Origin of the sequence: Propionibacterium freudenreichii subsp. freudenreichii, assembly GCF_000940845.1 — a bacterium.
GTDB classification, from domain to species: domain Bacteria; phylum Actinomycetota; class Actinomycetes; order Propionibacteriales; family Propionibacteriaceae; genus Propionibacterium; species Propionibacterium freudenreichii.
This window is the reverse complement of the sequence record NZ_CP010341.1, coordinates 468,800-488,513: the sequence shown is the minus strand read 5'-3', so window position 1 is coordinate 488,513 and position 19,714 is coordinate 468,800. Positions and strand designations below refer to the sequence as shown.

Sequence of the window (19,714 nt, the reverse complement as noted above, 5' to 3'; positions counted from 1 at the left end):
CCGGTGTGCGGGCGAAGGTGGCTGGTCGCAGCCGACTCAGCCGATGTGCGTGACGCTGGAGACCGGCATCGAGCTCACGGTGCCGACGATCACGCCGGTGCCGTAGTCGGCCGCGTGCACCACCTGGCCGTTGCCGAGGTAGATGCCCACGTGCTCGCCGCCGTAGAAGAAGATGAGGTCGCCGGGCACCATGGTGGACTGCGACACGGCCGTGCCGGCAGCCATCTGGGAGTAGGTGACGCGCGGCAGCGAGATGCCGGCTGCCTTGTAGGCGGCCATGGTCAGGCCCGAGCAGTCGTAGGCGTTGGGGCCAACCGCACCCCACACATAGGGCTTGCCCACCTGGGCGAGGGCGAAGTTGATGGCGGTCTGGGCGGCGCTCGTGGCGGCGGTGGCCGCATTCGGGGCTACCTTGACGCCCTTGCCGGTGACGCTCTCGGCGGCATTGGCCGCGGCGATTGCCTGCTCGGAGGCAGCCTTGTCAGCGGCGGCCTTGTCGGTGGCCAGCTTCTGGGCGGTGCTCTTGCCGAGGCTGGCGAACGAATCGTTCAGGTCCTGGGCGGAGGTGTCAGGGATCGTGGGCGACGTGGTGGCAACTTCGGTGGTGGCCAGGTCGCTGGTGAACAGCTGGGTGCGGGCGGTGTCGCGGGTGACGCTTGCGGTCTGGCGGGCCTCGGCGGCGCCGTTGTCCGGGGCTGCGGCCACGGTCTGCGGCAGCAGGGTGGCCCCGAGCCCGAGGGCCGAGGTGAGCGCGACGGCGGCAACCGGCAGCGAGACGCGGCGGTGCGGCTTGGCACTCGACTTCGCGGCATGCACGGCGTCGACGGTGATCACCGGCAGCGTCATGGTGGTCTGGGCCGACACGCACCGCGCGAACGGCAAGATCGCGTCTTCCTCGACGCTGGGCAGCGCGACGCGGCGGGGCCTGGCGAACTCAATGGGTGCATCTGCACGGCCGGGGATGCCGGCCCTGCGAGGAGCGGTGGGCTGATCGACTGTGGCGTCGATGTCATCGGCGCTGAGAGCTCGACGAGCAGTCACAGGTATCCTCACTTGCTTCAAACGAGTGTCTTGGTGTTGGCGGCCCGACCGGCTGCCTCCTGAACTATAAACGAAAGCTGAGAGAACTTACAAACTGACGCAGTTTTTCTCAGATTCGGGTCAGAATTGCGCGTTCCACGCGGGGATCGCCGCCCGATGGCTCCATCCAAGGACGGCCGCGCGAGACCCCCAGGGCCCCACGATCGGGCCTTTCCTGAGAATTTCTCAGGCAGACTTTACGGCGGAGACCATCTCGGCGACGCGTTGGCGCAACGCCGAGTAGTCCTGGCTGAGGAACACCCGCGACAGCAGCGACTGCCCGAAGCTCACCGCGGTGGCACCGGCCCACAGCCACGCCTCGACCGCCGCCCGGTTCTGGGCCGTGGCGATCAGTGAGGCGTCGGGCACCAGCTCGTGCAGGCCCTGCGCGTATCCGGTGCCGAACACCTCGGCGGGACGCACGTGCACCGCCGAGACCGCGCCCTGCCACGCCTGCTCCACCTCGGTGGGCGTCAGGGCCGTCACGATGGCCGGTATCGAGGCCACCCGCAGGGCATCGAGCACACCGGGCTCGGGGAACAGGCAGAACGCGAACCGTGCACCGGCGCGGATGGCCAACTGGGCGTCGGCCGTGGTGCGCACCCCATGGATGCCCACCGTCGCGCGGAAGGAGTACATCGCCATCAGCCCGGTCAGCTCCGCCGAGGGGTCCTGCGGCGTGTCGGCGCCCTCGTCGTCCGCTGTCTCATCGCTGCGGGGGCAGGGCAGGGCGATCGCGGTGAGCCCCTCCTGCACGAGCACCTCCAGCACCGGCATCAGGGCCCCGGAGTCCTCGTCGGGGGGCATCAGCACCACGCCCCTGGTGGTGGTCAGTGCGTCCGGAAGCGCCAGCCTGCTGGAGGAATTGGTCACGGTATTCATCATGCCCGCATCCCCGTGCGCCGCGCCGTGACCGTCCGAACGCGAGTGCGTGCATCGTCCGAACGCGAGTGCCTGCGGCACCTGCAGGCCGACTCTGCCGCACCGGTCGCGGCGCCGGGCCTGCGAGAATGGGGGCACCATGACCGATACGCTCACCGAGCTGCTGCCCACCGGCGACGCCGCCCACGACCCCGACGCCCTGTTCAATGCCTTCGAGACGTGGACCCACGCGCAGGGCCTGGAGATGTACCCGCACCAGTCCGACGCACTACTGGGGCTGCTCACCGGGGCGAATGAGATCATCACCACCCCCACCGGGTCGGGCAAGTCGCTGATCGCCACCGCCGCGCACTTCGTCGCCCTGTCCAACCGCGGCCGCAGCTACTACACCGCACCCATCAAGGCGCTGGTGAACGAGAAGTTCTTCGCGCTGATCGACATCTTCGGCGCCGACCTGGTGGGCATGGTCACCGGCGACGCCTCGGTGAACCCCGACGCGCCGATCATCTGCTGCACCGCCGAGATCCTGGCCAACATCGCCCTGCGCGAGGGCCGCGACGCCGACGTCGACCTGGTGATCATGGACGAATTCCACTTCATCGCCGATCCCGACCGCGGCTGGGCCTGGCAGGTGGGGCTGTCCGAGCTGCCGCAGTGCCAGTTCGTGATCATGAGCGCCACGCTGGGCGACGTCACCGAGCTGCAGGGCCGCCTGGCCAGGTGGACCGGACGCGAGACCGAGGTGATCGGCGGCGCCGAGCGTCCCGTGCCCCTGACCTACCACTGGGCCCTCACCCCACTGCACGAGACGATCTCCGAACTGGTCAGCACCGGCCAGTCGCCGGTGTACATCGTGCATCCCTCCCAGGCCGCCGCCACCGAACAGGCCCAAGCGCTGATGAGCGCCAAGCTGATCGACACCGAGCACCGCCACAAGATCGTGGCGGCCATCGGCGGATTCCGCTTCTCGCCGGGTTTCGGCAACACCCTGTCGAAGATGCTGCGCCACGGCATCGGCGTGCACCACGCCGGCATGCTGCCCAAGTACCGCCGCCTGGTGGAACAGCTCGCCCAACAGGGCCTGCTCACCGTCATCTGCGGCACCGACACCCTGGGCGTGGGCATCAACGTGCCCATCCACACGGTGCTGTTCACCGGGCTGAGCAAGTTCGACGGCCGACGCCAGCGCCTGTTGCGCAGCCGCGAATTCCACCAGATCGCAGGACGCGCCGGGCGCGCCGGCTTCGACACCATCGGCTATGTGGTGGCCCAGGCCCCCGAATACCAGGTGGAGAACGCGCGCATCGCCAAGAAGTTCGCCAACGATGAGCGCAAGAAGAAGAGCGTGCGCCACAAGAAGCCGCCGGAGGGCTTCATCAACTACACCGAGGCGACGTTCAACAAGCTCATCGAATCGACGCCCGAGACGCTGCATGCGCGCATGCGCGTGACGCACGCGATGTTGTTGAACCTGCTGTCGCGCGATGAGGACACGGCGGTGGCGCTGGTGCACATCATCGATGCCGCCGTGAGCGACCGGATGATCCGCGTGCGGCTGCTGCACCGTGCCGTGCAGCTGGCCCGCTCAATGGTGGAGTCGGGCGTGATCGTGCGCCGTGACAGCCCGACGCCCGGTGGCCGCCTGTACGACCTGAGCACCGAGCTGCAGGACGACTTCGCGCTCAACCAGCCGCTGAGCGCCTTCGCCATGGTGGCCCTGGAGCTGCTCGACCCCGAGGCCGACGACTACCCGCTGGGCGTGGTGAGCGTCATCGAGGCGACCCTGGAGAATCCGCGTCCGATCCTGCGCGCCCAGGAGTCCCGCGAGCGCGGGGAGGCGATTGCCGAGATGAAGGCCGACGGCCTCGACTACGAGGAACGCATGGCCGCGCTCGATGAGGTGACCTATCCCACGCCGATGGCCGAGGAACTGGATGCCGCCTTCACGGCCTTCACGGCCAGTCGTCCGTGGCTGGTCGAATGGGGGCTGCGTCCCAAGTCGGTGGTGCGCGACATGTTCGAGCGGGCGATGACCTTCGGCGAGTACTGCGCCTTCTACAAGGTGCAGCGCGCCGAGGGCACGGTGCTGCGCTATCTGTCCGACGCCTATCGCGCGCTGCGCCAGACCGTGCCGCTGGCCGCCCGCACCCCCGAGTTCGATGAGCTGCTCATCTGGCTGGGCGAGATCGTGCGCATGACCGACTCGTCACTGCTCGACGAGTGGACCCGACTCGGCGAGGACGTCGGCGATTCCGGAGCCGGCGACGAACCCGGCACGCACGGCCCCACGCGTACGTTGACGTCGAACAAGGCGGCCTTCCGAGTGCTGGTGCGCAATGCGATGTTCCGTCGCGTGCAGCTTGCCGCCGACGACGATGTGCCGGCGCTGGCCGCGTTGAACTCCACCGATCCGCAGTCGTCATTCACCTACAACGACTGGGACGACGCCCTGGGCAAGTACTGGGACGACCACGACGACATCGGCACCGGCCCGAAGGCCCGTGGGCCGCAGTTCCTCGAGATCGACGATTCCACGCGCCTGTGGAAGGTGCGCCAGATCATCGACGATCCCGAGGGTGACCATGACTGGTCGATCACCGCGACGATCGACCTGGACGCCTGCGATGAGGCCGATGACCTGCTGGTGCACGTGGTGGGTTTCGCACGTCAGGATGGCCCGGTCGGCGGATAGACTCGGCAGTCAACGACACGACTGGAGGCTGCGATGAGGTTGTTCAGCGATGATCTGAAGCAGGGCGAGGAGATTGCGCTCGTCTTTGCCGAACGTGGCGCGGGCGGCCGCAACATCCTGCCCCAGCTCGGCTGGGACGAGGTGCCCGCCGGGGCGAAGAGCCTTGCACTGACCTGCTGGGACCCCGATGCCCCGATGGAGGGCGGTTTCTGGCACTGGCTGGCGCTCGACATTCCGGTGTCCACCACCGGCACCGTGCAGGGCACGCCGCTGCCCACCGGCAGCGTCGAACTGCAGAACGACTACGGCTATCGCGGCTACGGCGGCCCGAACCCGCCGCACGGACAGGTGCACCGCTATATCTTCACCGTCTGGGCGCTCGACGTGGCCCACCTCGAAGTGCCGGCGGACGCGAAGCCGGCGGCCGTGGAGGAACTACTCAAGGCTCATGCCCTGGCCTCGGCAACGTTGACGCCGGTGTTCACCTCCACGATCTGAGGCACCGCGTGGGGTCCACCGGGCCCACTGCGCGGGCAACGGCCCGGGGACGCCCCGGGCGCGCAGTAGCGTGAGCGCCGTGATGGAGTGGTGCACGGGTCGATCGGCGCGGGACATGGGTCGGTCAGCCGCGAGTGGGGCAACGGTGAGTCGGCCGGGACGGCGCAACCGGTTGGTTGCGTTCCTGCTGCTGACGGCCCTCGTGGCGTCCACCATCATGCTGGGCACGTCGTCAGCGCGCGCCGACGACGGCTGGTGGAGCACCCAGCCACTGGCCTCGACGCATGCCAAGCAGCAGGGCTGCGCACAGGTGCTGTTCGTGGGTGCACGCGGGTCGGGCGAGGCCGCCCCCTATGGCAACACGATCGCACCGCTGGAGCAGGAACTGGCCGCGCGCACCGCGAAGGCGCGTCCCGACCTCAAGCTGGCGCAGGTCTACCTGGACTATCCAGCCGTCTCGCTGGACGACATGAACGCCGCGGCGATCGAACAGATGGTGCTGCCCGCCGCGTCGGCCTCAACCCCGCCCTACTCCGATTCGGTGGACAAGGGCGTTGCCGAGCTGCAGCGCCTGGCCGTGGCCGAGGCGAAGCGATGCCCGTCCGAGAAGCTGCTGGTGGCAGGTTTCAGCCAGGGCGCCGAGGTGGTCACCCGGGCGCTGGGGTCGGGCAACCTTGACGCGAACCTGCTGGGGGCGATCGTGCTCGGCAACCCCTTGCGCTACGACGGCCAGAACGTCAGCGAGCTCGACGGCACCGCCACCAACCGCTCCTATGGACTGTCCGCTGCGCTGTACTACCTGCGTGCGGCGTCGGCCAGCAGCGCCGACAAGGACAAGAACGAGCAGATGAAGCAGCTGCTCACCGCCCTGTTCGCGATGTTCAACGGCACCGTGGACAACCGGCAACTCGACGCCGCCATGGATTCCGCACGGGCGACCGTGCCCGGTGTCGACGCGCCCCGCACCTATTCGGCGTGCATGAAGGATGATCCGGTCTGCGACGCGGCGGGGGCCCTGACCCGCATCATGACCGGGAGCAGCTCGGTGGCGCAGGAACACGCCAACGGGTCGGCCACCCATGGCAGCTATACCCCGCAGAACCTTCCCAAGACGCTTGATGCCGTGGACGCCAAGCTGGCCGCGTTGCCGCATGTGGAGGTGCAGCAGGCGCCGGTGAAGACCGGCCTGACGCTGGCCGCCGGGGCGCTGATCGGCGCTGGAGTGGCGCTGGTGGCCGTCTTGGTGTTCCTGGGATATCGGGCGCGCAGGCGGGCACGGCGCAAGGCCACTGCGGTTCCCGCCGTGGCGCGCAAGGTGCCGGTGATGAAGGCGCGGAAGCGCAAGGGCATGGACGATACGGCCGGCGGCTCTGCGGAGGCGTGAGGCGGGGCGGGTGGCCGCGGGTTCGGTGGGTGCGGGTCCTCCGCTTGTTGGGTGCGGGTCCCGGCCCGTTGGGAGTCGGAGCCCCCATTCCGCGGGCGCCGGACCCTCCACTCGCTGGACGTCGGCTCCCCCCTAAATGGGCAGTTGTGCGGGAATGACGCCGCACAGTTGTCCACTTAGCGGGGTTTTGGGTGCGGGCGGCGTCCTGGGGCCGGTTCGGGCCGGATCGGGTGGGATCGTCACTCAGTGGATGGTTGTGGTGATTAGACGCGTCAAGACCATCCACTGAAGGCCCGATCCCGTCGGGCAGGCCAGGGATAGGTGCGGATAAAGCACCGTCTATGGTGCTTTATCCGCACCTATCACCACCTCCGGCATCAGGACCGGCAGAACCCTGGCCACGTCCCGTCCCTCCGGCCGGGTCTCGTCACCCCGCGCCCGGCCACTAACTGGACAGCTGTGCGGCAATGACGCCGCACAAGTGTCCAATGAGGCGTCGCAGTGAGCGGCCCGGACGGTCGTCAGGGAATCCACCAGTGGCCGTGGAGTTCGAAGGCACCCTCGACGCAGATGATCACGGCGATCACCAGCAGCGCCCAGGACGCGAAGCGTGAGGCGCGGGCGCCCCATTGCTGGCGCACGCGGGTGATGAACCGGTGGACCGGCGCGAAGGCGCCTGCGAAGACGGCGCCGCTGAGTGCCAGTAGGGCGATCTGGCTGAGGCAGGCCCACAGGACGATGCCCCCGAGCCGCATCGGCCAGGAATGGATGCCGCCCGCCACCACCAGGAGGCCGTAGAAGGCCGGGTCGATGAATGCAGACAGGCCGACGCCGATCCCGATGACCGCCAGCATTCCCACCGAATGGCCCGAGCGCGTGGCGTCGTCGGGTTTCGGCTGCGGCACACGCACGAGTCGGACGATGGCCCAGGCCAGGAGACCCACGCCGGCGGCCAGCACGATGAGGCCCCAGACGATGTGCCCCGGGTCGTGCAGGCGGTGGATCTGCGCGATCGCCCAGGGGCCGACCGTGCTGGAGAGCACGAAGCCGGTCACGACGATGGTGGCGACCGTGGTGACCAGCAGGGTCGCGATGGCGCGGCGACGGGCTCCAAGCGCCATGGCAGCCATCAGTGCCAGGGCCCCCAACGGGTCGAACCCGGCGATGCCCAGGCCTGCGATGCCTGCGAATGCTTCCCCCACGCCTCCAGACTGCCGCATGTGGCGGGGTGGTTCTTCCCGGGGTCGGGGGCTGGCAGTCGGGCGGGGCGACGGGGACACGGCGCAGTGGTCGGGTTGGCCTCCAACTCGGCCTGCGTGCTAGTCTTTCGGAGCTGTTTGATTGCGGCATGCGCGAGTGGCGGAATGGCAGACGCGCTGGCTTCAGGTGCCAGTGCCCGTTTAGGGCGTGGAGGTTCAACTCCTCTCTCGCGCACAAGCAGTAAAACCCCTCTGACAAGGTGAAACTCCTAGTCAGAGGGGTTTTTCATGTCACTCGGCGCCGCATGTGACGCTGCAGAGCATGTCCCCGGACGACCCTTCCTCTCGCGAGGGGGGAAAAGGCCGAGACAAAACCTGACACGACCGAGTCGAACGTCACGACGGGAGCAATCCCAGCTCCGCTTCGCCACGTCGACCCCGCACCCTGTGCACCTCCGACAAGACGCAGCAAGCTGCATGACGATGTATCACTTGCGGCCCGCACGTTTGCCTCAGACCCAGCGCGCCGTCGATCGCGCGATACTTCATCCTTGAGGTGGTCCTTCTCAGACTGGTGACCAACTTCAGTTCGTCGGGAAACTACTCGCCGATCCTCAGGCTGATGGGGATAGGCGGCCTCGTGCTGATCGACTTCGGGATAGGGCGCCTGATCAAGAGGATCCGACTCAAGATTTGGTCAAACCTCATCTCACACCCGCCACGTGGGGGGTTCTGGACACTGTTGTTAGATGCCACATCGAACGCAATCTGTTGCCTGACCCTGACCCTGCCCCAAGCTTCCGACCACCGGTCCAACGCAGCACAGTAGGCTCTCCGCGGATCGGATTCCCCATCAGCGGCGCCTACTCACTGTCGGAGCATGCAGAGCACGCAGCGACAAGAGTCATCGCAACAGAACGGTCCCATGTAGTCACGATGACCCCCATCAAAGGGTCCGGACTTTGGGCCCGCCGTTTCAACGACGCCCGTGCCTTTGTCAGATAATGACCACATGGCACGCTTCAATCCGCCCCCCCACCTGGCCCACACCCCCCGAAGGATGGGAACCCCCCGAAGGATGGCATCCCGACCCTTCATGGCCCCCGGCACCGGAGGGCTGGGAACTCTGGGTTGACGATGAAAGCGATGACCCAAGCACAACGACTTCGCAACTACAATCAGATTCCACTGCGCCTCTACCCGCCCGGACGGGGCGATGACCCATTTGGCAGCGAACCGGGGTAATCGTTTCAGCACTTGTAGGGGGGTTTTTCCTTCTGGTCGCCGGCGGGACCTCCGCAGCAACAGCTCCAACTCGAGCGACATCCCCGGCGACAAGTCCAACCGCGAGCGCAACGCTCACGCCGAGCCCCACCCCTACACCGACGCCAACCCCAACCCCAACACCGAGCAAGTCGCCAACCCCCACGCCGACGCCGTCGCCGTCGCCACGTCCCGCACCAGCTGCCACACAGGAACAAGAACAACCCGCGCAAGTGCCTCAACAACAGCAGGCGAATCCGGCACCAGCACCGGTACAATAACAACCTGCTACCTATTACAAGAACTGCGCCGCGGTGCGCGCTGCAGGAGCAGCCCCCCTCCACAGAGGACAGCCGGGCTACAGCTCAAACCTCGATAAGGATGGCGACGGCGTGGCCTGTGAATAGCCCGGTCATTCAATAACTTAGGCTTGCTCGAGCTCCGCGCCGGCAGCCTCGCACTCAGCCAGGAAAGACTTCAGGTCGCCGCAGCGCTCCTGCGCTACTGAGAGCTTCATTGTGGTTTTCGCAGCTCTGAACGTCGCAGTGACAGTTCCGTTTGCTTGGTCAGTGGTGTCAATTTTGGTCCGACTCGGCACGAGAACACTTGACCCATTCGTGAGGAGCCCGCTGGTCAGCGATACCTCTTGGCCCTTCCTTCCCTGAATGCTCGCCTCATGGCTGTTGACGCTTCTGTGCGACCAAGCCTTCGCAAATGCGCGTGCAGACAAGAAGAAGGTGAGACACGCGACTACGCCTATTGCGGGCACGATGCCGGCGGCACCCCCACGAGCAATCCACTCAATAGTCGCGACGACCGTAATCACCAGTGCGATTGCCCACAGAGTAGTGACCAATCGCTTAGGGGGATCCAAAACCCACCGCCGCTGCTCGGGCGATTTCTTGGAAGTCATGCCAAAAGCACCTTATCCCTTTCGCGTCTTGGATGTTCCGGCCCCGGTGGCTGGCGTTGGGATGTCGGATTGATAGGACAACCCCGGCCCCAAATGCGTCGTTGCCTTCCCCTTGCTGTTGAGTGTGAAGGGGCCGGCCTTGGCAGAAAGGGACGGGCCCGACTTGGACAGGTTGACCCAGGCATGCTTGCCAAGCCTGATGCGCTTACGGAAACGGAGAGCCACATCCGCATTCTACGGCCAACGGGATTCTGGGGGTGCAGATCCCTAGAATCAACATGGCCCTCGAATAGGTTGTTCAGCACCGTCCACCGGCAAATGAGCCACACCTAGGCCGCGATCATCCCTCCCCTTGTCGCGATCACATCCCGCGCCACATCTGCTCACAGGCTGCAGCAGAAGTACGGCGCTGGCTGTTTCTCCTGCTCGGAGAGACAGCCAGCGCCATCAGGATCAACATCGACCCCTCAACGCCCTTCGGCGCACGCACCACCACCATCGGGGGGCCGGCGCGAGGGCGCCCCTTGGTCGCGTCACGACTCGCAGCAACCGGCTCCCCCCGGCTGGCGAGTTGCCGCACATCTCGGTATTCCTTCCAGCCCCGGCCCCCGCTCGCATGCCGATCAGCCAAACCACCGCAGGACGCTCAAATCAGAGTTATGTCCTAGCTGCCCGATAGATTCCCGAACACAGGCGGCGATGTCAAGGCGTCGAAGCAACATGGGGCTCGCCGGCGAGCAGTCGAGCGAATGCCTCGGTGGGCGTGAGATAGCCCAGTCGGCGGCGGGGTCGATTGTTGATCTCCTCGGCGATGGTGGTGAGGTAGGGCTGGTGATCGGGGATCACCGTGCCCTTGGGCAGATACTCCCGGTAGAGCCGGTTCGTGTTCTCGTTGCTGGGCCTCTGCCAGGGCGAGTGGGGATCGGCGAAGTAGACCGGCATCGCCGTGGCCAGGGAGACCTTCGCGTGCTGGGCCATCTCGCTGCCCTGGTCCCACGCCAACGATGCCTTCATCATCTCGGGCAAGTCGTTGAAAAACTCGATGACCGCGTCAGCGGTTGGCTCGGCGTGTTTCGAGGACAGGGCCAGCAGCCCGGTGAACCCGCTCATCCGCTCCACCAGCGTCGCCGCGCACGAGGTGCCGTTCTTCCCGATGATCAGGTCACCCTCCCAGTGCCCCGGCACCCGACGCTGGGCGGCGTCCTCACCTCGCTCCGCGATCGGGACCATACCTACGATTGGGCCACCGCGCGTCCGCCCGGTCGTACGTGGTCGGCGCTTGGTCCGCTTGGACTGCAGGAAGATGCCCTTGCGGGCGAGCTCACCCTTCGGGATTGCGTAGATGTACTGGTAGATAGCCTCACCGGAGACGGTTCGGCCGCGTGCGTCAGCAGAGTTCGCCATGCGTTCAACGGTCGGGTCTGTCGCCTCCAGACGCAACCGGCCCGCTATCTCGTTCGGCGTCCACGACGCGGCCAGATCCGCCTCCACCCTCGCCTGCAGCACCGGATCCCCCGCGACCTTCCGCTGCTGCGGGCGAGCCCGCCGACGCTGCGCTCTGACGTCTGCGGTCACGGCCTGGTAGCCGCGGGTCTTCGTCGAGTTCCGGTGAAGCTCCCGCAAGATCACCGACGGGCAACGCCCCAGGTGACGGGCGATCCTCCGCACCGACCAGCCCGCTTTCGAGGCCGTCGAGATCTCCGACCTGTCACTGAACGACAACCCCACCCGCGCCATCCGCACACTCCACCGATCAGACCCCCGCCGACCGGGAGTGTTGCTTCGACGCTATGACACCACCGGCAACCCACCAACCTGAAGGAACCCCACCATGAAGCGCATCCACCTACTCCTGGCAGTAGCCGTTACAGCGCCCCTGCTGCTCACCGCGTGCGGATCAACCGGCGGTAGCACCACTACCGCACGCTCAAGTGGCAATTCTTCGACACCAGCGGTTACTTCGCCGACCCAGTCAGCGCTGGCCATTGGTCAGCCAGCCGAAGCCCACGGAACCACGATAAGCATCCACGACCGAAAGTCAGTCGGCATCAAAGGGTCCTTCAACTACCAGGGCGTCAAGGCAAATCTGTGCAACAACACTTCGCAGGCAATTCAGGTGACGAGCGAACGATGGACCGCGTTCGACGCGGAAGGTGGACGGTACCGGTCCGAGAATTCTGGGCAAACCGAGTTGAAACCCGCCTACCCACAAGGCTTCAGCGACGAGCCTGCAGTTGATCCCGGCACCTGCGTGACGGGCTGGCTTGCTTTTGACGCATCGGCACCACTGCAACAGCTTCGCTATTCGAATTCGGACGGTGATGTGCTGATCTGGAACCTCCCGAACTAACGAACCGGCACGTCCCACCCACACGGTCCAGTCGGAGCCCTCATCTGCGTCCACAAACGCCCCCGTCATCCGCCAGGTCGACCGCGATCGCGTCGAGAATGTCCATCGGGATGATCACGCTATCCAGGAGCGCGAACTGTAGCGTCATATAGACGACGAAATCAGGATCTCCCTCATCGCGACCCGACCGGATAAGCGCTCGACTCTCCACGGTCAAATACGGCTCAACCTCGCGAGCAATGGCCTCATCCAGATCATTGACATCAAGCATGACACCCTCCTCTTTCAACCCTGAGGTGTCCAACGTGACTGGGAGCCTACCGTCAATGACGTTCGCGACCCCTCTTACTGCGAGCGTCGCGAACCCGCGCAGCCGCACATCTGTGCGCTGCCGCTCGACGCCTTCGAGCCGAGGGGCTGTCTGTCAACGATTCGGCCGCGATCCTCGGGATCCAGAGGCCGTGTCTCCCAGCTCGTCTGAGACACATCGCACCCGAAATCCCCGAGGCGAAGACCGGAACACTCCGCTACGGCGCATGAGCCCTGCCGCTGCGGGCGTCAGGGTCCCCTCACACCCAGGACATGCGGCTTCGCGCTGCCCATGAAGGACTCTCCCCGCCAGGTGACCATGCCGCGAGAGAGGTTTCATGTCTCTCTCTCGCGTCGGCGGAAGGACCACCGGAAGCAGGCTCATGCGCCGTCCACAAGCACCTCGTCAGTCGAACACCACCGTCACGCCATTGTCGCCGGAGCAGAAGATGCCGCCGGTGCCCGAGGTGCATGACATCGTCGAGGTACCGCCGGTCTCGGCGTCCTTCGCCTCGACGGTCTTGGCGCTGCCGTAGCTGCCGTAGGCGCCACCGACGGCCTGGCTGTAGGCGTCGTGCACCGCGGTGCCGAAATCACAGGTGGTGTTGCCGTTGACCGCAAGGTCCTGCCCACAGATGGTGAACCCGGACTCGCGCCACTGCGCCTGCATCCTGCCTTCTTGCGTGGCGGTGGCAGCCGGCGTCTCCGCCGCACCCGGAGCCACGGCACCAGGGGTCTGGGCGGGCACCGTCGTGACCGGAGCCGTCGTCTGCCCGGGCACGCTCGCTGCGGCCGAACTCGCCGACGCCGCCCCACTCGGTGACGCGCTGCTCGCCGACGGGCTGGAGCTTCCGGCGAGCCCCGCGGCGACCTTCGCGGGCGACGCCCCGAAGACCAGCACGGCGATCAACACGCCCACCACCAACTGCACCAGCCACGACAGCGCGAAGCTCCACCAGTAGACAGACTTGCGGCGCCCCGGCTGGCGAACATGCGCCGCAGCAATGGCGGCGGGAATGGCACCGAAAACGCCGAACAGCAGCGAGATGACAATCGTTGGCACAACGCTGGGCGAATGGCCACCTCCGGCTCCGCCACCGGGGTCGGACACCGGGGGCATCTTGACCGTGCCGCCGGGATCACCCTGGGGGCCGACGTCTCCCGGCCCCTGCGGATTCGTCCCGTTCGGGCCTGCCGGAAACTGTTGATCGGACATATCGCCCATCTCCTTCTCGCCCCGCCATTCTCCGCCCGATGGGGCGTCGCGGTGCGCAACGCCGCGAAGGATCGCCGCACCCAAACCGGAAATCCCCATCCGTTGCCCAGACCAGAACCCCTGATCACCCGTCGTGGGTCGGCTGTCACCACGGCAACCCGGACCGATCACAGCCCACGACCGGACGCCGACACCCCCGAGGACGAACCAGCCAGCGAAATGAGCCCCTCGGCTGGCAACCTGCAGCCGGTGCACCGCCCCGCCCACGCCCATGGATCCCCGGCGGACACGCAGCCATGCACATATCGGGCCCGTGCCCGGTTCAGTCACGATTGCCGGTGGCTCCTTCCCGATCCGGGGGCCGGCCACTATATTTCGCAGCGCGGCATGCGTCCCGGCCGCGGCGCCCACCCGAGGAGCTCCCCCCATGAGCAAGAGAGACAAGGCGACCCCGCCGCCCTGGTCGCAACCCGGCGGACGGCAGGGCAAGTACGTCCAGCCCTTCTCCCAGACCCGGTACCGCCAGCCCTTCGAGCAGGGCCCCGACGAGGCAGCGCCACCACAGGCCCCGGACGAGACCACGCCGCCGAGCGGATACCAGGGAACACCGCCGCAGTCCGACTATTCAGAGGCCCAATACCAGGGGACGCCCTACCAAGACGCCCAGTACCGGGAAGCCTCCTACGAGCAGGACCAGTTCCAGCAGTCTGCCGACCAGCAGCCCCGGCAACAGACGCCACCCCGCAAGGGCAACCTGTCAATGGTCGGCCTGGTGCTCGGCATCATCGCGGTGGTCGCCGCCCTGGTGCCCAACGCCGGACCTCCGATGGCCATGGCACTGGGCCTCGCCGCCATCGTGCTCGGCATCGTCGGCCTGGTGAAGAAGCACGGCGCCACGGCGATCATCTCCATGGCCTTCGGCGTCGTCGCGCTCGTCCTCTCCGTGGTCATGACGGTCGCCGTCTACGGCCCGCTCAAGAACGCCGCAGCCAGCGCCGCCAACAGCATCCTGGCCTCGGCAAACGCAGGCCAGCCCGCACCCTCCGCCGACGCCGAGACCCAGCGGGCACTGAGGGATGACGTCCGCGTCTCGTTCGGCAACTTCACCCCCGGCACCGAATCCGACTGGTCGTCCGTTCCCGTGACGGTGACGAATATCAGCCAGCAGCGCCAGAGCTACAACATCTCGATCTCCGCCGTCAACGCGAACGGCATGGAGGTCAACGCCGACTCGATCTATATCCCCGACCTGGATGCCGGGCGGGCGACCGACAAGATTGCCTTCAAGTACATCGACACCGACAAGATGGACGCAATGAAGTCCGCCACCTACACGATCACCAGGGTCCTGGTCATCTCCTGATCCACCGCCCGACGAAAGACGATGGGAGCCGCCCCCTCATCGGAGCGGCCCCCATCGTCCGGGAAATCGTGAAGCAACTGCGCGACTATGCGGCAGCGCCTTCAGCCTGCGCCTGCTTCTTGCTGGGACGCAGGAAGAAGGTGAGCACGAACGACACGACGTAGAGCCCCACGAGGATCCAGACCACGCCGGCGACGCCAACGCTGCCCAGGAACAGGGTGACCACGAGCGGGCCGGCGAAGTTCGACAGGCCGGCGCCGAGGTTCAGGATGGCCACGGCGGAGCCCTTCTGATCGGGGGCAAGCGTGGGCACGATGGCCGACAGCGGCACATAGGCGCCCAGGGTGATGCCGAACAGCATGGCCGGGACGATGGCCGCGAGCATATTGGTGCCGAACAGCACCGAGCCGTAGTACATGGCGAACACGGTGATCGCGCAGCCCAGGCCGCCGATCCATGCGGTCGTCCTGATACGGCCGATCTTGTCGCCCACATAGCCCATCACCAGCGACGCGAACACATTGGCGAGGTTCAACGCCGCCCACACGATCTGCCAATTCGAGGTGGTGAACCCAACGCTCTTGATCATGTAGTACGAGAAGAATGCCGGGAAGGCGAAATAGGCGATCTGGTTGATGATCCTCACCACGCCGCCGATGGCGATCTTCGGACGATGCACCACGATGGTGGCACTGCGGGCGAGCCCAGCGATGGTCTCCGCGGCGCTGGGACGCTGTTCGTGGCCCTCGGTGTTCTCGGGCTTGAGCAGCAGCAGGGCCATCACGCCGCCGACGACGACGAAGGCCACCGACAGCCACAGGGTGGTGACCTCACCGATCACCGGGATGAGCAGCGAGGGAACATATCCGGCGATGACGCCCTGCCCCAGGGCGACCGAGAACCAGAACCAACCCGTGGCACGGCCCAGGCGCTCCTCGGGGGTCGCCATGGTGATCCACACGAGGAATCCATAGGCGAACAGCGGATATCCCACGCCACGCAATGCGTACGAAATGATCATCACCAGGTAGCTGCCGGTGGCCACGCCGCCGGCAAGGAAGATGACCTCGAAGATCAGCCACAGGACGAAGCCGGTGAGCATCACGCGTCGCGGACGCCATGAATCGGCCAGCGCCCCGGACAACCATGATGCGACGGCCACCACGGCGCCGTAGACGGTGAGCATCACGCTCACCTGGCTGGCCGACAGTCCCCTGTCCTGCAGGAACGGGGAGATGAATCCCAATTCGAGGGAGTTACCGGCCATGAAGATCATCACGGCCAGGAAACCCCACTTGAGGGATCCCTGGATGCCCTGCCTTTCGAGCAGGCCGGGCGAACTATTCGTATTCTGCTGCGCGTTTGTCACGCTTCATGCACTTCTTTTCCACACTTGACGATGTGGTCCACCGGCGAGCAGGCGGTCACCTCGTGGGGTGGCGCGGACGTCCGTTGGCAGGGCCTCGTGCGACGATACCGGTGCTCGTGTCCCCGCGGCAATGAGGCTCGTCCCTCAGGCGTTGCGCCCGGCACGAAGCTCCCGTTGGCTGCTCCGCAGAGATGCGCCAGTCCGCCCGCCACCTCGTAGCCGTCCGCGCTGAGAGAGATCGACCCCAAACTCTCCCATTGATATGAGGGCCGCTGACACTGGTGCCTTCACATCCGACCGTCGCCCCGCACTCTCCGCGATCATCGACGTGACTGGAAACTCGCAGACCGAGATGAATCTGCCACACTGCCTGCACACCGTCGCTCCATTTGATAAATTGCTGCGTGCCACCCCGACCGGGGTAAGCCAACGCCGATCGCACCACGACCAAGGAGTCGGTCATAATGGATTTCGAAGACGCACTTGAAGACATCGCAAGTCGGATTGGCGACTACGGAAACACCTTGGACACTGAGGAAGCCACCAAGAACGCGATCATCATGCCATTCATGTCCAAAGTGCTCGGCTACGACGTATTCGATCCAACCCAAGTAACGCCGGAATTCACGACCGACGTAGGGACGAAAAAGGGCGAGAAAATTGACTACGCCATCCGCCGCAACGGTGAGGTGCAGGTGCTGATCGAATGCAAGAGAATCGATGAGCCCCTCAGTCTCAACAATGCATCACAACTGTTCCGATATTTTCACGTATCAAGCGCACGAATCGGAGTTCTCACGAATGGAAAGACGTGGGAGTTCTTCACCGATCTGGATGAGCCGAACAAGATGGACGAGAAGCCATTCTTGCTGCTTGACCTCACCAACATTGATCCCTACATTCTCCCAGAGCTGAAGAAGCTCACCAGGGAGAGCTTTGATCTTGATTCAGTCCTCACGGCCGCGGAAGAGCTAAAATACGTTTCAAGCATCAAGAAGACCCTAGCCGCCCTGTTCGAAGAGCCTGATGACGACTTCCTGCGCCTGATTGTTGCGCATGTGTACGAGGGATCAATCACAGCCAGGGTCCGCGATTTCTTCCACCCGCTAGTCGGCAAAGCAACGAAACAGTTCCTCAATGACCGCGTAAATGCACGACTCAAGTCTGCCCTGCAAGATCAAGCTCCCGCGGTAGGAGTGGTCGCCTCGTCAACCGATGCGAGCCCGGAGGAGACTGCCCCCCAAAGCGAAACAACAAACCAAGAAAAGCCCGGCGTCATCACCACAGAAGAGGAACTCGAAGGATTCCAGATCGTCCGCGCCGTCGCAGCATCCGAAATCAACTGGGACCGCATCTTCTATCGCGACGCAAAGTCCTACTTTGGCATTCTGGTCGACGACAACAACCGCAAGCCCATCTGCCGCCTGCATCTTGACCACAAAGCAAAGTCGATCGGGCTGCTCGACGAAGACAAGACCGAAACTCGTCTGCCCATCGAGCAGATCCAAGACATCTACAATTACGCGGACGAGATTCGGGAAGCAGCGCGACGGTACGTGTAGCCGACTGGATGCCCTTGACATGATCTGGAGCCATCGGTCCTTCAGCGCAGTGAGTCTGCTCTGAAGGGCCGTCCCCGGCCCCGTGGCGGCGCGTGGCGGCCCCCGGCGTCCGAAAACTGTCAGAGGTGCTCACTAGCTTCTTGGCTATCGGCAAATCGCCGCGAGCGAAGGAGCTCCCATGAGCATCAACCCACCAGATGCGCCCTACCCGAACCAGCCGCAGGGCCAGCCGGACTTCCAGCCCCCGTCGGGCACGCAGCCGCCCCCGCCGGGCGGCCAACCACCCGTGCCCCCGCAGCCGCCCGCTGGCGGGCAGCCGCCGCAGTCGCCGGAAGGCCAAGGCAAGAAGAAGCACACCGTGCGCAACATCGTGATCGCCGTTGTCGTGCTCATCGCGGTGATCGCGGGATGCCAGGGCCTCACCAAGGGCTCGGATTCGTCTTCGTCGTCCTCGACGTCATCGTCGACGACGCAGCCTGCGACCACGGCCACCAGCCGCCCTGCGACCACCTCGGCGCCGAAGACCACCCAGGCGGCGGCGCCGACCACTGCTGCACAGCCGGCCGTGCCCCCTGAGTACCAATCGGCTGCCAAGAAGGCCGCTTCGTACGCCGGGTCGATGATGCACATGTCGAAGCAGGGGGTCTACGACCAGCTGGTGTCGGAATACGGCGAGCAGTTCAGTGCCCCGGCCGCCCAGTACGCCATCGACAACGTGAAGGCCGACTGGAACGCGAACGCGCTGGCGGCCGCCAAGAGCTACCAGTCGACGCTGAACATGTCACCGGCCGCGATCCACGACCAGCTCACCTCGAGCTACGGCGGCAAGTTCACCCAGGCCGAGGCCGACTACGCACTCGCCCATCTCAACGATTGATCCACGTTGAGGCCCGAATGCAGGATTCCGGTGCCCCGCAGGTTGCCCGTGCGGCGGCTTGCGGGGCCCGGACGCGCGTCAGACGCGTGCGCTGAGGAACTTGAGCACCGACTCGAAGAAGCCACGACCGTCGGTGGATCCGGCGGTCAGCTCGTCGATGTTGTGCTCGGGGTGCGGCATGAGCCCGACCACATTGCCGCGGTCGTTGGTGATGCCGGCGATGTCGTCGCTGGACCCATTGGGATTGTCCAGGTAGCGGAAGACCACCTGGTTGTTGTCGCGCAGCATCCGCAGCGTCTCGTCGTCGGCGATGTAGTTCCCCTCGCCGTTCTTGAGCACGATCGAGATCTCCTCGAACGGCGCGAAGGCGCAGGTCCACGTGGTGTCAGTGACCTCGACGCGCAGCCGCTGCTCACGGCAGATGAACTTCATCTTCTCGTTGCGCATCAGCGCCCCGGGCAACAGATGCGATTCACACAGGATCTGGAAGCCGTTGCAGATGCCCAGCACCGGCATGCCCTTGTTGGCGGCATCGATCACCGAATCCATCACGGGCGCGAAACGGGCAATTGCGCCGCACCGCAGATAGTCGCCGTAGCTGAATCCGCCGGGCAGGATCACGGCGTCAACGTTGTTGAGCGAATCAGAGGCGTGCCACAGGCTCACCGCCTCGCCGCCACACTGCTCCACGGCGCGCAGCGCGTCATGGTCGTCGAGCGTGCCGGGAAAGGTCACCACCCCAATGCGAGAGGTCACC

Annotated in this window: 17 protein-coding genes and 1 tRNA gene; 9 read left to right on the top strand and 9 right to left on the bottom strand. The window is 65.6% G+C overall.

Going from position 1 to position 19,714, the window contains the following annotated elements; all coding sequences use genetic code 11:
* Positions 1-36 precede the first annotated feature (36 nt).
* Both RM25_RS13355 and RM25_RS11730 read right to left on the bottom strand, forming a co-directional pair.
* Positions 37-1,041, bottom strand: coding sequence for a C40 family peptidase (locus tag RM25_RS13355; RefSeq protein ID WP_052809078.1), 1,005 nt, complete (start codon positions 1,039-1,041; stop codon positions 37-39).
* A gap of 225 nt (positions 1,042-1,266) precedes the next feature.
* Positions 1,267-1,965, bottom strand: coding sequence for a bifunctional 4-hydroxy-2-oxoglutarate aldolase/2-dehydro-3-deoxy-phosphogluconate aldolase (locus RM25_RS11730; RefSeq protein ID WP_144406030.1), 699 nt, complete (start codon positions 1,963-1,965; stop codon positions 1,267-1,269).
* A gap of 136 nt (positions 1,966-2,101) precedes the next feature.
* Here RM25_RS11730 and RM25_RS01915 point away from each other — a divergent pair, with 136 nt between their 5' ends.
* The 3 genes from RM25_RS01915 to RM25_RS11725 all read left to right on the top strand — a co-directional run bounded on the left by RM25_RS01915 (position 2,102) and on the right by RM25_RS11725 (position 6,536).
* Positions 2,102-4,654, top strand: coding sequence for a DEAD/DEAH box helicase (locus tag RM25_RS01915; RefSeq protein WP_036942236.1), 2,553 nt, complete (start codon positions 2,102-2,104; stop codon positions 4,652-4,654).
* Positions 4,655-4,687: 33 nt separating this feature from the next.
* Positions 4,688-5,152 (top strand): YbhB/YbcL family Raf kinase inhibitor-like protein, encoded by a 465-nt coding sequence (locus RM25_RS01910; protein WP_013160351.1) that lies wholly within the window; start codon positions 4,688-4,690, stop codon positions 5,150-5,152.
* 145 nt (positions 5,153-5,297) lie between these two features.
* Entirely contained in the window at positions 5,298-6,536 is a 1,239-nt protein-coding gene (locus RM25_RS11725; protein WP_052809076.1) for a cutinase family protein, read from the top strand.
* 521 nt (positions 6,537-7,057) lie between these two features.
* Here the strand turns inward: RM25_RS11725 and RM25_RS11720 are convergent.
* The gene (locus RM25_RS11720; protein WP_013160349.1) at positions 7,058-7,738 is read right to left on the bottom strand and encodes a hypothetical protein; all 681 of its coding nucleotides are present in this window, start codon (positions 7,736-7,738) and stop codon (positions 7,058-7,060) included.
* 148 nt (positions 7,739-7,886) lie between these two features.
* On the opposite strand from RM25_RS11720, the gene RM25_RS01895 reads away from it, so the two are divergent.
* Together RM25_RS01895 and RM25_RS13490 are read left to right on the top strand one after the other, a co-directional pair.
* Positions 7,887-7,970 (top strand) — tRNA-Leu (locus RM25_RS01895).
* A gap of 1,342 nt (positions 7,971-9,312) precedes the next feature.
* Positions 9,313-9,405: an excalibur calcium-binding domain-containing protein gene (locus RM25_RS13490; RefSeq protein ID WP_080516043.1), complete on the top strand. Its 93-nt coding sequence runs from the start codon at positions 9,313-9,315 to the stop codon at positions 9,403-9,405.
* 518 nt (positions 9,406-9,923) lie between these two features.
* Here the strand turns inward: RM25_RS13490 and RM25_RS13485 are convergent.
* Both RM25_RS13485 and RM25_RS01885 read right to left on the bottom strand, forming a co-directional pair.
* Positions 9,924-10,136, bottom strand: a complete 213-nt coding sequence (locus RM25_RS13485; RefSeq protein ID WP_080774449.1) for a DUF4236 domain-containing protein — start codon at positions 10,134-10,136, stop codon at positions 9,924-9,926.
* 477 nt (positions 10,137-10,613) lie between these two features.
* Complete coding sequence (locus RM25_RS01885; RefSeq protein ID WP_044635816.1) at positions 10,614-11,648, bottom strand: IS30 family transposase; 1,035 nt, start codon at positions 11,646-11,648, stop codon at positions 10,614-10,616.
* Positions 11,649-11,742: 94 nt separating this feature from the next.
* On the opposite strand from RM25_RS01885, the gene RM25_RS12530 reads away from it, so the two are divergent.
* Complete coding sequence (locus tag RM25_RS12530; RefSeq protein ID WP_144406027.1) at positions 11,743-12,261, top strand: DUF4352 domain-containing protein; 519 nt, start codon at positions 11,743-11,745, stop codon at positions 12,259-12,261.
* Positions 12,262-12,301: 40 nt separating this feature from the next.
* On the opposite strand, the gene RM25_RS01880 is transcribed toward RM25_RS12530, so the two are convergent.
* Both RM25_RS01880 and RM25_RS01875 read right to left on the bottom strand, forming a co-directional pair.
* Positions 12,302-12,532 carry a hypothetical protein gene (locus RM25_RS01880; protein ID WP_138427795.1) on the bottom strand — a complete coding sequence of 77 codons (231 nt, stop codon included), beginning with the start codon at positions 12,530-12,532 and terminating at the stop codon, positions 12,302-12,304.
* Positions 12,533-12,976: 444 nt separating this feature from the next.
* A complete protein-coding gene (locus tag RM25_RS01875) occupies positions 12,977-13,786 on the bottom strand; it encodes a hypothetical protein (protein ID WP_013160336.1) in 810 nt (269 codons plus the stop codon).
* A gap of 427 nt (positions 13,787-14,213) precedes the next feature.
* Here RM25_RS01875 and RM25_RS01870 point away from each other — a divergent pair, with 427 nt between their 5' ends.
* Positions 14,214-15,149 (top strand): DUF4190 domain-containing protein, encoded by a 936-nt coding sequence (locus tag RM25_RS01870; protein WP_013160335.1) that lies wholly within the window; start codon positions 14,214-14,216, stop codon positions 15,147-15,149.
* 85 nt (positions 15,150-15,234) lie between these two features.
* On the opposite strand, the gene RM25_RS01865 is transcribed toward RM25_RS01870, so the two are convergent.
* A complete protein-coding gene (locus RM25_RS01865) occupies positions 15,235-16,518 on the bottom strand; it encodes an MFS transporter (protein ID WP_044635962.1) in 1,284 nt (427 codons plus the stop codon).
* A gap of 464 nt (positions 16,519-16,982) precedes the next feature.
* Here RM25_RS01865 and RM25_RS01860 point away from each other — a divergent pair, with 464 nt between their 5' ends.
* Both RM25_RS01860 and RM25_RS01855 read left to right on the top strand, forming a co-directional pair.
* A complete protein-coding gene (locus RM25_RS01860; RefSeq protein WP_044635961.1) occupies positions 16,983-18,080 on the top strand; it encodes a type I restriction endonuclease in 1,098 nt (365 codons plus the stop codon).
* Positions 18,081-18,258: 178 nt separating this feature from the next.
* Positions 18,259-18,957: an Ltp family lipoprotein gene (locus RM25_RS01855; protein ID WP_080774448.1), complete on the top strand. Its 699-nt coding sequence runs from the start codon at positions 18,259-18,261 to the stop codon at positions 18,955-18,957.
* 78 nt (positions 18,958-19,035) lie between these two features.
* Here the strand turns inward: RM25_RS01855 and purQ are convergent, their stop codons facing one another.
* On the bottom strand, positions 19,036-19,713 hold the full coding sequence (gene purQ / locus RM25_RS01850; protein WP_013160332.1) for a phosphoribosylformylglycinamidine synthase subunit PurQ: 678 nt from the start codon (positions 19,711-19,713) through the stop codon (positions 19,036-19,038).
* Position 19,714: the final 1 nt, after the last annotated feature.

Bases quoted from the DNA above. Each gene is read 5' to 3' on its own strand.
- RM25_RS11730 (WP_144406030.1), bottom strand. From the start codon at position 1,965: ATGATGAATACCGTGACCAATTCCTCCAGCAGGCTGGCGCTTCCGGAC.
- RM25_RS01915 (WP_036942236.1), top strand. From the start codon at position 2,102: ATGACCGATACGCTCACCGAGCTGCTGCCCACCGGCGACGCCGCCCAC.
- RM25_RS01910 (WP_013160351.1), top strand. From the start codon at position 4,688: ATGAGGTTGTTCAGCGATGATCTGAAGCAGGGCGAGGAGATTGCGCTC.
- RM25_RS01885 (WP_044635816.1), bottom strand. From the start codon at position 11,648: ATGGCGCGGGTGGGGTTGTCGTTCAGTGACAGGTCGGAGATCTCGACG.
- RM25_RS12530 (WP_144406027.1), top strand. From the start codon at position 11,743: ATGAAGCGCATCCACCTACTCCTGGCAGTAGCCGTTACAGCGCCCCTG.
- RM25_RS01880 (WP_138427795.1), bottom strand. From the start codon at position 12,532: ATGCTTGATGTCAATGATCTGGATGAGGCCATTGCTCGCGAGGTTGAG.
- RM25_RS01875 (WP_013160336.1), bottom strand. From the start codon at position 13,786: ATGTCCGATCAACAGTTTCCGGCAGGCCCGAACGGGACGAATCCGCAG.
- RM25_RS01870 (WP_013160335.1), top strand. From the start codon at position 14,214: ATGAGCAAGAGAGACAAGGCGACCCCGCCGCCCTGGTCGCAACCCGGC.
- RM25_RS01860 (WP_044635961.1), top strand. From the start codon at position 16,983: ATGGATTTCGAAGACGCACTTGAAGACATCGCAAGTCGGATTGGCGAC.
- RM25_RS01855 (WP_080774448.1), top strand. From the start codon at position 18,259: ATGAGCATCAACCCACCAGATGCGCCCTACCCGAACCAGCCGCAGGGC.